The 12534-nt window shown below is 65.9% G+C and carries 9 protein-coding genes; 3 read left to right on the top strand and 6 right to left on the bottom strand.

What is annotated here, in order from left to right; all coding sequences use genetic code 11:
- Window positions 1–90: 90 nt before the first annotated feature.
- The 4 genes from prpE to AC5P8D_RS06270 form a co-directional block, all read right to left on the bottom strand.
- The gene (prpE, locus tag AC5P8D_RS06285) at window positions 91–1971 is read right to left on the bottom strand and encodes a propionate--CoA ligase (RefSeq protein ID WP_010483967.1); all 1881 of its coding nucleotides are present in this window, start codon (window positions 1969–1971) and stop codon (window positions 91–93) included.
- Between the two features lie 623 nt (window positions 1972–2594).
- Complete coding sequence (locus AC5P8D_RS06280; RefSeq protein ID WP_049455385.1) at window positions 2595–3209, bottom strand: pseudouridine synthase; 615 nt, start codon at window positions 3207–3209, stop codon at window positions 2595–2597.
- A 129-nt stretch (window positions 3210–3338) separates the two neighbouring features.
- Entirely contained in the window at window positions 3339–4325 is a 987-nt protein-coding gene (locus AC5P8D_RS06275; protein ID WP_004153634.1) for a malate dehydrogenase, read from the bottom strand.
- Window positions 4326–4443: 118 nt separating this feature from the next.
- Entirely contained in the window at window positions 4444–4935 is a 492-nt protein-coding gene (locus tag AC5P8D_RS06270) for a peptidylprolyl isomerase (RefSeq protein ID WP_004153629.1), read from the bottom strand.
- A gap of 273 nt (window positions 4936–5208) precedes the next feature.
- Between AC5P8D_RS06270 and typA the strand changes: the two genes are divergently transcribed.
- Genes typA through AC5P8D_RS06255 form a run of 3 tightly spaced genes read left to right on the top strand, consistent with a single transcriptional unit; the run spans window position 5209 to window position 9199 of the window.
- Window positions 5209–7056 (top strand): translational GTPase TypA, encoded by a 1848-nt coding sequence (gene typA / locus AC5P8D_RS06265; RefSeq protein WP_010483969.1) that lies wholly within the window; start codon window positions 5209–5211, stop codon window positions 7054–7056.
- A gap of 11 nt (window positions 7057–7067) precedes the next feature.
- Window positions 7068–7535, top strand: a complete 468-nt coding sequence (locus AC5P8D_RS06260) for a DUF2127 domain-containing protein (protein ID WP_005408223.1) — start codon at window positions 7068–7070, stop codon at window positions 7533–7535.
- A gap of 41 nt (window positions 7536–7576) precedes the next feature.
- Entirely contained in the window at window positions 7577–9199 is a 1623-nt protein-coding gene (locus AC5P8D_RS06255; protein WP_019336447.1) for an amidase, read from the top strand.
- 72 nt (window positions 9200–9271) lie between these two features.
- Here the strand turns inward: AC5P8D_RS06255 and AC5P8D_RS06250 are convergent, their stop codons facing one another.
- Both AC5P8D_RS06250 and AC5P8D_RS06245 read right to left on the bottom strand, forming a co-directional pair.
- On the bottom strand, window positions 9272–10459 hold the full coding sequence (locus AC5P8D_RS06250) for a mechanosensitive ion channel family protein (protein ID WP_265330694.1): 1188 nt from the start codon (window positions 10457–10459) through the stop codon (window positions 9272–9274).
- 630 nt (window positions 10460–11089) lie between these two features.
- Window positions 11090–12481 carry a class II 3-deoxy-7-phosphoheptulonate synthase gene (locus AC5P8D_RS06245; protein ID WP_495203182.1) on the bottom strand — a complete coding sequence of 464 codons (1392 nt, stop codon included), beginning with the start codon at window positions 12479–12481 and terminating at the stop codon, window positions 11090–11092.
- Between the last annotated feature and the right edge of the window lie 53 nt (window positions 12482–12534).

The following is a 12534-nucleotide window of genomic DNA, read 5'->3' as shown; positions in this document are numbered from 1 at the left end:
CAACGGCCTCCCCTGTAGAGCCAAGCCCATGCTCGGCTGCTTTGGCAAGGCATGCGGAGCCGAGCATCGGCTCGGCTCTGCAGAAGCAGGTCAGCGGCCCAGCGCGCGGCGGATTTCCTCCAGCGCGCTGGGATCATCCAGCGTCGACAGGTCACCCGGGTCGCGCTGTTCGGCCAACGCCTGCAACGAGCGCCGCAGCAGCTTGCCCGAACGGGTCTTGGGCAGTGCATTGACCACGTGCACATGCGCCGGGCGCGCTACCGCACCAAGCGAAGTCGTCACCGTCGCCATCATCTCGGCCACCACCGGCGCCGGATCCTCGCCATCGAGCCCCTGCTTGAGGGTGACGAACACCAGCGGCACCTGCCCCTTCAGTTCGTCCTTGACCCCGATCACGGCAGCCTCGGCCACGCGCGGATGGCTGGAAATGGCCTCCTCGATCTCGCGCGTGCCCAGGCGGTGCCCGGCCACGTTGATCACATCGTCGGTGCGGCCGAGGATGAAGGTGTAACCATCATCATCGCGGATCGCCCAGTCCAGCGAGCTGTACAGCAGTTCCTTGAAGTGGCTGAAGTAGCTCTGCAGGAAGCGGCTGTCATCATTCCACACCGTGCTCATGCAGCCCGGCGGCAACGGCGGCGACACCACCAGCACGCCCTTCTGCCCCGGTGCGACTTCCTCACCGGTGTTCTCGTCGATCACCTTCATCCGATAGCCGAGATTGGGGAAACCCGGCGAACCGAAGCGCACCGGCTTCATCTCCAGGCCCGGCAGCAGGGTCAGTGCCGGCCAGCCGGTTTCGGTCTGCCAGTAGTTGTCGATGATCGGCTTGCCGAGCGCTTCACTGATCCAGTGCGCGGTCGGTTCATCCAGCGGCTCACCGGCCAGGAACAGGTACTTCAGCGCGCGCAGGTCGTGGCGATGGATGAAGTCTGCGTCGTGCTTCTTCAGCACGCGGATGGCGGTGGGCGACGAGAACATCGTTCGCACGTTGTACTGCTCGCACAGTGCCCACCAGATGCCCGGGTCCGGATTGGTCGGCAGCCCTTCGTACAGCAGCGAGGTGCAACCACCGATCAGCGGGCCGTACACATTGTAGGAATGACCGACAGCCCAGCCGACATCAGAGGTGGAAAACATCACCTGGCCAGGCTTGCAGTCGAATACCGTCTCCATCGACTGCGCCATCGCCACGGCATAGCCACCGACATCACGCTGCACGCCCTTCGGCTTGCCGGTGGTGCCGGAGGTGTACAGCAGGTAGCTCGGTTCGCTTGCTTCCAGCCATTGCACCGGCACATCGACTTCCCCGATCTGCGCACGCAGCGTGGCGTACTCCACATCACGGCCCGGCACGCGTGGTTCGGCTGCATCCAGCCCACGCGACACGATCAGCACATGCGGTGGCGGCGAAGCCGCTTCGGCGCAGGCGGCGTCGACCATCGGCTTGTACGGAATCAGCTTGCCACCGCGCATGCCGGCATCGGCGGCGATGAGCAGCCTGGGCTTCGCATCGTCGATGCGCAGCGCCAGGTTGTGCGCGGCGAAGCCACCAAACACCACCGAGTGCACCGCACCGATGCGCGCGCAGGCCAGCATCGCGAACACGGCTTCGGCCATGTTCGGCATGTAGATCACCACGCGGTCACCGTGACCGACGCCGAGGTGCTTGAGCACGGCGGCGAAGTCGTTCACTTCGCGATACAGCTGGCGATAGGTGATCTCACGCGTGCTGTTGGTTTCGGTGGAGATGGCGACCAGCGCGAGCTGGTCGGCGCGCTCGGCCAGGTGGCGATCCACGGCGTTGTAGCAGAGATTGGTTTCACCACCGACGAACCAGCGCCGGAACGGCGGGTTGCTGTAGTCGAGCACCTGCTGCGGCGGTTTGTGCCAATGGATGCGCTTGGCTTCCTCGCCCCAGAAGGCCTCCGGCTCGTCGATCGAGCGACGGTAGGTTTCCTCGTAGTTCATGACGCAGCCCTCCCAGACAAAGTCATGGGTTCGAGGATAGTCCGGCGCTGGCGAGCGGGCCGCCCTACCTTGGTAGGGGGTGGGTTTGTTCTGCAGGGCTTGCAGCCCTGCACCTGCAGAAGCCGAAGCAACAGCAGAAGCTGGCTTACCGGGGATGGCGGGGCGGGTCCGGTTGCGGGGGACGCCGTGAATCCGTCCATGGAGGCTCGGTCGCCGCATCCATGCGGCTCACGCCCCCGCAACCGGACCCACCCCGCCTTCGACAGTTCCCCGCAATCTTTCGGGCTGGCATTGCCTGCTCTTGGTGGGTGTCGACCTTGGTCGACACGCTCGATCCACGCCATGCGCGGATGAATTCCATTCGATTCGATTTCTGACAGATGTGTCGACCAAGGTCGACACCTACCAACGACCACGGAAATCTGTCGAAGGCGGGGCACTGTGGGTGTGCGAGGTGTGAGCGGCATGGATGCCGCGACCAAGCCCCCCATGGATGGGTTCACGGCGTCCCCGCACACCCACAGTGCCCCGCCATCCCGCGGAATGCCGCTTTAGTTTTTGACGTTGCTGTTGCTGTTGCCTGAAAGCTTCGGCAGGTGCAGGGCTGCAAGCCCTGCCGGCCCCTAGAACGGAGCCGCGGACTCGAACGCGAGCGCCTCGCCCGTCAGCGGATGCGTAAACCGCAGGCTGCGCGCATGCAGATGCACGCGTTGCGCCGGTGCCGCGTCATACAGCACATCGCCGACGATCGGATGGCCAAGGCTGGCCATGTGCAGGCGCAGCTGATGGCTGCGGCCGGTGATCGGTTCCAGTTCCACGCGGGTTCGCTGCGCCTCGACATCGCGGGCCAGTACGCGCCAGCGCGTCAGCGCCGGCTTGCCGCGCTCATGGTCGACCATCTGCTTCGGCCGGTTCGGCCAGTCCACGATCAATGGCAGGTCCACTTCGCCGGCATCACCTTCGAGCACGCCCTGCACCACGGCTTCGTAGCGCTTGCCGACCTGGCGCTGCTCGAACTGCATCGACAATGCGGCCTGCATCTTCTTGCCTCGCGCGTGCAGCAGCAGGCCGGAGGTGACCTGATCCAGCCGATGCACCGTCAACGCATCCGGGTACAGCGCCTGCAGGCGCGCGACCACGCAGTCCTGGTTCTCGGCGCTGCGGCCGGGCACGGACAGCAGGCCGGCCGGCTTCTCGGCCACCAGCAGCGCGTCGTCGATGTAGTGCAGGTGGATCATGCGATTCCAGGAATTCCAAACGAAAACGGGGAAGCCGAAGCCTCCCCGTCTTCTGCGGTGAGCGTACCGACCAACGGTCGGTACCCACCATCGCGGTGGAGGTACCGGCCGTGGCCGGTACCGCCTGCATCAGCCCAGCAGGTGGGCGACGCCGGCGCGCTCTTCTTCCAGCTCGGCCAGGGTCTTGTCGATGTACTTCTGGCTGAAGTCGTCGATCGGCAGATCCTTGACCAGGGTGTACTTGCCGTTCTCGGTGGTCACTGCGAAGCCGAAGATCACGCCTTCCGGAATGCCGTAGGAACCGTCGGACGGCACGCCCATGGTGACCCACTTGCCGTTGCTGCCCAGCACCCAGTCACGCACATGGTCGATGGCAGCGTTGGCGGCCGAAGCAGCCGAGGACGAGCCACGGGCTTCGATGATCGCCGCGCCGCGCTTGCCCACGGTCGGGATGAAGGTGTTGGCGTTCCACTCCTGGTCGTTGATCGCATCGGCGATCGATGCGCCATCGGCGGTGGCGAAACGGTAATCCGGGTACATGGTCGGGCTGTGGTTGCCCCACACGACCAGCTTCTCCATGCCACCGACCGGCTTGCCCAGCTTGGTCGACAGCTGGCTCAGCGCGCGGTTGTGGTCCAGGCGCAGCATGGCGGTGAAGTTTTCCGGCTTCAGGTCCGGCGCCGACTTCATGGCGATGTAGGCGTTGGTGTTGGCCGGGTTGCCGACCACCAGCACCTTCACGTCACGGCTGGCGACCTTGTTCAGCGCTGCGCCCTGGGCGGTGAAGATCTTGGCGTTTTCCAGCAGCAGGTCCTTGCGCTCCATGCCCGGGCCACGCGGACGTGCGCCGACCAGCAGGGCGATGTCGGCGTCCTTGAACGCGACTTCGGCGTCATCGGTGCCGACCATGCCGGCCAGCAGCGGGAAGGCGCAGTCTTCCAGCTCCATCATCACGCCCTTCAGGGCGGCCTGGGCCTTGTCGACCGGCAGTTCCAGCAGCTGCAGGATGACCGGCTGGTCCTTGCCCAGCATTTCGCCGGAGGCGATGCGGAACAGCAGGGCATAACCGATCTGGCCGGCGGCGCCGGTCACGGCAACACGAACGGGTGCTTTCATGGGGGTTTCCTCTTGCTTGCAAGCGTTTGATGGGACGCCGCGGGCGTGGCCACGCTGGCCTGGCGGGCGGCGGGGAACAGGGAAACGGCCACCCGTGGGTGGCCGTCTCGAAGGGGGGTCAGGCGGCGAGGTGCTTGTTCCACTCCGCGACGCGCTCGGCCTGGGCGGCCAGCACGGCGTCGACGTCGCCTTCCAGGGTGATCGAATGGATCACGTCGCCCTGCTTGACCGAATCGACGATGGCCTGGCCTTCCAGGACCTTGCCGAAGACGGTGTGGCGGCCGTCCAGCCAGTCGGTCTTGATGTGGGTGATGAAGAACTGGCTGCCGTTGGTGTTCGGGCCGGCGTTGGCCATCGACAGCGAGCCGACCTCGTGCTTCACGCCATTCTTCTCGTCTTCGAACTTGTAGCCCGGGCCGCCGGTGCCACGACCCTGCGGGCAGCCGCCCTGGATCATGAAGTCGGCGATCACGCGGTGGAAGATCAGGCCGTCATAGAAACCGTGCTTGACCAGGTTCACGAAGTTGGCCACGGTCAGCGGCGCCTTGTCGGCGAACAGCTCGACCTTGATCGGGCCCTGGGTGGTGTCGAAAGTGGCGATGAGGGACATGAAGATCCTTGATGCAGAGGGGAACGCGTCTAGCCACCTAGTTTACACCTGCCTCGTGGCGGCGGCGGCTTCGACCATGGGCGCAGATCCGGGCTTCAGCCGCCGGCGGGGGAGCCCCACACGACGGTCCTGGCGGCCTCGGCCGCCGCTGCGGACAGCCAGCTGAATGGGCCCCATGACCGGCGTGAAATCCACCTTTTCGCGAATCGTCAAGTTCGACGTATAATGTTGGACTTCTTTTTCCAAATCCGGCGCCGACTGGCCCCCTTTCGTATGTCCATCGAAAATCTTCGCAACATCGCCATCGTCGCCCACGTCGACCATGGCAAGACCACCCTGGTCGACCAGCTGCTGAAGCAGTCCGGCACCCTGTCCGAGCGCACCGTCCTCGCCGAGCGCGTGATGGACAGCAACGACCAGGAAAAGGAACGCGGCATCACCATCCTGGCCAAGAACACCGCCATCACCTGGGAAGACAAGAAGACCGGCATCAAGAACCGGATCAACATCGTCGACACCCCCGGCCACGCCGACTTCGGTGGTGAGGTCGAGCGCGTGCTGTCGATGGTCGACACCGTGCTGATCCTGGTCGATGCGATGGACGGCCCGATGCCGCAGACCCGCTTCGTGACCCAGAAGGCCTTCGCGATGGGCTTCAAGCCGATCGTCGTGGTCAACAAGGTCGACCGTCCGGGCGCCCGTCCGGAATGGGTGATCGACCAGGTCTTCGACCTGTTCGACAAGCTCGGCGCGACCAACGAGCAGCTGGACTTCCCGATCGTCTACGCCTCGGGCCTGAACGGCTACGCCGGCCTGGAAGACACCGTGCGCGACGGCGACATGACCCCGCTGTACGAAGCGATCATGCAGCACGCGCCGCGTCCGGAAGTGGACCCGGAAGGCCCGTTCCAGATGCGCATCAGCCAGCTGGACTACAACAACTTCGTGGGCGTGATCGGCATCGGCCGCATCCAGCGCGGCACCCTGAAGAAGAACATGCAGGTCGCGGTCATCGACCGTGAAGGCAAGAAGCGCAACGGCAAGGTGCTGCAGGTGCTGGGCTTCATGGGCCTGGAGCGCATCGAGCAGGATTCGGCCGAGGCCGGCGACATCGTGGCCATCTCCGGCATCCAGGAGCTGACCATCTCCGACACCATCTGCGCGCCGGACTTCCCGGAAGCCCTGCCGGCGCTGACCGTCGACGAGCCGACCATCTCGATGACCTTCCAGGTCAACAACTCGCCGTTCGCCGGCAACAAGGACCTGTCCGGTGGCAAGTTCCTGACCAGCCGCCAGATCAAGGACCGCCTGGACCGTGAAAAGGTCCACAACGTGGCCCTGAAGGTCGAGCAGCTGGAAGACGCTGACAAGTTCCTGGTCTCCGGCCGTGGCGAACTGCACCTGTCGGTGCTGATCGAGAACATGCGTCGCGAAGGCTACGAGCTGGCCGTGTCGCGCCCGGAAGTGATCATCAAGGAAATCGACGGCCAGATGATGGAGCCGATCGAGCAGCTGGTGGTGGACATCGAAGAAATCCACCAGGGCGGCGTGATGGAAAAGCTGGGCACCCGCAAGGGCCAGCTGAAGAACATGGAATCGGACGGCAAGGGCCGCGTGCGCCTGGAATACTCGATCCCGGCCCGTGGCCTGATCGGCTTCCAGAACGAGTTCAAGACCCTGACCCAGGGTTCGGGCCTGCTGTTCCACGTGTTCGACCACTACGGTCCGAAGGAACAGGGCGCGATTGCCAAGCGCATCAACGGCGTGATGATCGCCAATGCGCCGGGCACCACGCCGGCCTACTCGCTGGGCCCGCTGCAGGAACGCGGCAAGCTGTTCGCAGCTGAAGGCGACAACGTGTATGAAGGTCAGCTGGTCGGCATCCACTCCAAGGACAACGACCTGACCGTCAACGCGATCAAGACCAAGCCGCTGACCAACATGCGCGCTTCGGGCAAGGACGATGCGATCCAGCTGACCCCGGCGATCAAGTACTCGCTGGAACAGGCCCTGGACTTCATCGAAGACGACGAGCTGGTCGAGATCACCCCGAAGGAGATCCGTCTGCGCAAGAAGTTCCTGACCGAAAGCGACCGCAAGAAGGCTTCGCGCGGCGGCTGAGCCAGCACCCCGTGAACCAGAGCGGCTACAACCCGGATCCACACCGGCATCCGGGTCTCCATGTCATCGCCCTGCTCGAAGCGAGCAAGGCGATGCTGGCGCTGTTGGCCGCCACCGGGCTGGAAGTGCTCGGACCGCAGCCGCTACGGCACGGCATCATGGCCCTGATCCGGCGTTTCAGCCTGGATCCGGACCATGGCACCCTGCCCTCGCTGCTGCACATGATCAGCCCCGACGCGGTCCACCTGGCCGCGGCGGGGATGATCGGCTACGGCCTGCTGCACCTGGTTGAGGCCTGGGGCCTGTGGCGGGCCAAGGCCTGGGCTTCCTGGCTGGGCTGCCTGACCGCCGCCCTGTACCTGCCGTTCGACATCTTCGCGATCATCCGCCATCCCGGCTGGCCGTCGTGGACGATCCTGGCGATCAACCTGATCGTGGTCTACGTCCTCGCCCGCGACCTGCGCAAGCGTCACCGCTGAGCACCCGCTACACTGGGGATTGGAGCCGACCAAGCCGCCCCATGCGCCCGTCCTTGCCGCCTCTGCTGACCTGCCTGCTCGCCGCGCTGCCGGCGCTGCTTTCGGCTGGCTGCAGCCCGGCCACGCCCAGCGCGCATGCGGCCGAACCTGCGAGCCGCAACGTGCCGTTCCCGTACGCCGAAACCGATGTTGCCGACCTGCAGGCGCGAATGTCCGCCGGTGAACTGGACAGCACCACCCTGACCCAGGCCTACCTGCAGCGCATCGCCGCCCTGGACCGCACCGGGCCGCGCCTGCGCGCAGTGATCGAGCTCAACCCCGATGCCCTGAAGGAAGCCGCCGCGCGCGACCGCGAGCGCCGCGAAGGACGCCTGCGCGGCCCGCTGCATGGCATCCCGCTGCTGCTGAAGGACAACATCAACGCCGCGCCGATGGCCACCAGCGCCGGCTCACTGGCCCTGCAGGGCTTCCGTCCGGACGATGCCTACCTGGTGCGCCGGCTGCGCGAAGCCGGTGCGGTGGTGCTGGGCAAGACCAATCTGAGCGAATGGGCCAATTTCCGCGGCAATGACTCCATCTCCGGCTGGAGCGCGCGCGGTGGCCAGACCCGCAATCCCTATCGGCTGAGTCATTCGCCCTGTGGCTCCAGCAGCGGCAGCGCGGTGGCCGTGGCCGCCAACCTCGCCAGCGTGGCGATCGGTACCGAGACCGATGGCAGCATCGTCTGCCCGGCGGCGATCAACGGCGTGGTCGGCCTGAAGCCAACCGTCGGCCTGGTCAGCCGCGACGGCATCATCCCGATCTCCTTCAGCCAGGACACTGCCGGGCCGATGGCACGCAGCGTCGCCGACGCTGCCGCCGTGCTGACCGCGATCGCCGGCCGCGATGATGCCGACCCGGCCACCGCGACCATGCCCGGCCGCGCGGTCTACGACTACACCGCACGCCTGGACCCGCAGGGCCTGCGCGGCAAACGCATCGGCCTGCTGCAGACGCCGCTGCTGAAGTACCGCGGCATGCCGCCGCTGATCGATCAGGCAGCGACCGAGCTGCGTCGCGCTGGTGCCGTCGTGGTCCCCGTCGAGTTGCCCAACCAGGGCGCCTGGGCCGAAGCCGAGCGCACGCTGCTGCTGTACGAATTCAAGGCCGGGCTGGAGCGCTACTTCAGCACCCACCGCGCGCCGTTGCGCAGCCTGGCCGAACTGATTGCCTTCAACCAGGCGCACAGCAAGCAGGAACTGGGCCTGTTCGGCCAGGAGCTGCTGGTAGAGGCCGATGCCACTGCTGGCCTGGCCGACCCCGCCTACATCCGCGCGCGCAGCGATGCGCGCCGCCTGGCCGGCCCGGAAGGCATCGACGCCGCCCTCGCCGCCCACCAGCTCGACGCGCTGGTCGCACCCACCACCGGTGTGGCATGGCCGATCCGCAGCGAAGGCGACGACTTCCCCGGCGAGAGCTACAGCGCCGCTGCCGTCGCTGGTTACCCCAGCCTGACCGTGCCGATGGGCCAGATCGATGGCCTGCCGGTCGGCCTGCTGTTCATGGGCACCGCCTGGAGCGAACCGAAGCTGATCGAAATGGCCTACGCCTACGAGCAGCGCACCCGCGCACGGCGCCCGCCGCACTTCGATACCGATGCATTGATCGACGCCGGCGAGCCGTGATCGTGTTTCTGTAGAGCCGAGCCCACGCTCGGCTTCACCGGAAGATCGAAAGCGGCCGAGCATGGCCCGGCTCTACAGAGGCTGGTCAGGCTCCGCCGGCACGATCGCCGCTTCACCATCCTCCGCGCCAGGCGAACGCACATCCGCGGTGCGCGCACGTGGGCCGCGCGGCATATCCAGCTCGTCTTCGTGTTGCAGCCGCGCACGCACCTGCGGCAGCGACTGCGGATGCTCACGCGCGAGGAAGTCGAGCATGCGCTCGCGCACCAGGCAACGCAGGTCGAAGGCATCACCGGAGCTGCGCGCGCTGACCAGCAGTCGCACCTGGATCGCACGCTCGCTGGTCTCGGTCACCTGGGTCACGCAGACCCGGCCATCCCACAGCGCTTCGCCACGACAAATGCGCTCCAGTTCGGCGCGGATCGCCGCGATCGGCGCCCGGTAGTCCAGCCACAGAAACGCAGTGCCGAGCAGATCGGCGCTGCGCCGCGTCCAGTTCTGGAACGGGTTCTCGATGAACCAGGTCAACGGCACCACCATCCGCCGCTCATCCCAGATGCGCACCACCACGTAACTGCTGCCGATCTCCTCGATGCGGCCCCATTCGCCTTCCACGATCACCACGTCATCCAGGCGGATCGGCTGCGTCACTGCAATCTGCAGGCCAGCGATCAGGTTGCCGAACACCGGCTTGGCCGCGATACCGGCCACCAGACCGATCAGGCCCGCCGAGGCCAGCAGCGCGGTACCGATCTTCTGCACCATCGGGAAGGTCAGCAGCACCAACGACGCGCCCAGCACGACGATGCCGCCCATCAGCACACGACTGAGCACCCGCGTCTGCGTCTGGATGCGGCGCGCCTCCAGGTTATCGGAGACATCGATGGGATGGCTGCGCAGGATTGCGCGCTCGCCCGCCGCCACCGCACGTACCAGCAACCAGATGAAGCAGGCAGTCAACGCGATGTGCAGCACATGCTGCAGATTGCCCAGCAACGGATCCTGCAGCGGTGTGGCCTGCAACGCGGGAATCAACAGCAGCAGCGGCCATGCAGTGGCCATCGGCAGCCCCAGCACACGACCGATGCGCGCACGCCGGCGATCACGCCCTTTCAGCCGATGGTAGATCCACAGGATCAGCCACGCACCGATGCCACCCACTACTGCTGCCAATCCCAACGGCCATGCGTAGGCCTGTGCGCTTTGCCAGTGCACTGTTGCCACCTCCACTCGAACAGCCAAGCAGACAGCCTCGCGCATGGGGCATGAGCGTCACGTCAGCCGTTCGTAAGCAGGGTGTTGATCGGCAGGGCTTGCAGCCCTGCACCTGCTGCAAGCTGGAGCAACAGCAACAGCAACAGCAACAGCCGAAGCAGAAGCGGGTTTCCTGTGGGATGGCGGGGTGGGTCCGGTTGCGGGAGACGCCGTAAACCCTTCCATGGGGGCTTGGCCGCGGCATCCATGCCGCGGACACTCCCGCAACCGGACCCACCCCGCCTTCGACAGATTCTTGCGACCTGTCGGAACGGCGTATTGCCCTGGTGGGTGTCGACCTTGGTCGACACGGTAGATCCACGCCGTGCGTGGATGACTCATTCGATATATGCAAGAAAAATCGTGTCGACCAAGGTCGACACCCACCAACAACCGCGCTGAACAACGGCCGCAGTTACCAACAGACCGCAGGGATCTGTCAGAGGCGGGGCGGTGTGGGTGGACAGGACCGTTGGCGCCATGGATGGCGCCATCGAGCCCCCATGGACGGGTTTACGGCGTGTCCTGACCACCCACACCGCCCCGCCATCCCACGGAATGCCGCTTCTGCTGTTGCTTTTGCTGTTGCTTCGGATTCTGGGCAGGTGCAGGGCTGCAAGCCCTGCCGAAAAACCCTTACCGCACTTGCTCCTGCTTGCGCACGATCGCCATCGCGATCTCCAGCGACTGCTCGTAGTTCAACCGCGGGTCCACGGTCGAACGGTAGGCGCGCTCCAGATCACGCTCGGTCAGCTCGCGTGCGCCACCGGTGCATTCGGTCACGTCCTCGCCGGTCAGCTCCAGGTGCACACCACCCAGGCGCGTGCCTGCGGCCGCATGCAGATCGAACGACATCTCCACTTCGCCACGCACATTGTCGAAGCGACGTGTCTTGAAACCGTTGGCGGTACTTTCGGTGTTGCCATGCATCGCATCGCACACCCACAGCACGCGACGGCCATCGCGCTTGACCGCATCCAGCAGCGGCGGCAGCTTCTCGGCGATCTGCGCCGCACCCATGCGGTGGATGAAACTCAGGCGGCCCGGTTCTTCATGCGGGTTGAGCACGTCGATCAGGCGCAGCAGCTGGTCCGGCGTCACCGATGGGCCGACCTTGATCGCGATCGGATTGCGCACGCCACGCAGGTATTCCACGTGTGCGCCATCGAGCGCAGCGGTGCGCATGCCAATCCACGGGTAATGCGTGCTCAGGTTCAACCAGCCCTGCTGGCGCGGCACCTGCCGGGTCAGCGCCTGCTCGTAGGGCAGCAGCAACGCCTCGTGCGAGGTGTAGAAATCGATGCGGTTGAGGTTGTGCACGCGGGCCCCGGCCAGGGTCTCCATGAAGTGCACCGCATCACCGATCGAGGCCACCATCTTCTGGTACTCGGCGGCCAGCGGCGAGTGGCTTACCCATTCCAGGTTCCAGTATTCGGGGTGGTGAAGGTCGGCGAAGCCACCGTCGATCAGCGCACGCACGAAATTCATCGTCATCGCCGAGTGCGCGTGGGCCTGCAGCATCCGCTTCGGGTCCGGCAGGCGCGCCGCCTCGGTGAAGGCCGGCGCGTTGATCACATCGCCGCGGTAGCTCGGCAGCGTCACACCGTCGCGGGTCTCGGTATCGGCCGAACGCGGCTTGGCGTACTGGCCGGCGAAACGACCGACGCGGATCACCGGCTGGCGCAGGCCGTGAACCAGCACCAGGCTCATCTGCAGCAGCACCTTCAGGCGGTTGGAGATGGTGCCCGATTCGCAGTCGCTGAAATTCTCGGCGCAGTCGCCACCCTGCAGCAGGAAGCGCTTGCCCTCCTGGGCCTCGGCCAGCTGCTGCTTCAGCGCCAGGATCTCCCACGAGGTGACCAGCGGCGGCAGCCGCTTCAGCTCGTGCAGGGCAGCGTCCAGCGCCACAGGGTCCGGGTAGGTCGGCATCTGCAGCGCGGTCTTGCCACGCCAGCTCTCCGGCGACCAGGCAGCGCCGGTGGCCGCTGCGACGGGATCGGGGACAGGCGAAACGGCGGACAGGCTCATTGCAGGCTTCCGGAGGTGGGAGACGTTCATGGTCGCAGAGCCGACCGCTGTCG

The organism is Stenotrophomonas sp. YJH_SMC_101-4, assembly GCF_059370395.1.
Note: the sequence above shows the minus strand (reverse complement) of the source record. Positions and strands in the feature narration are given on the sequence as shown.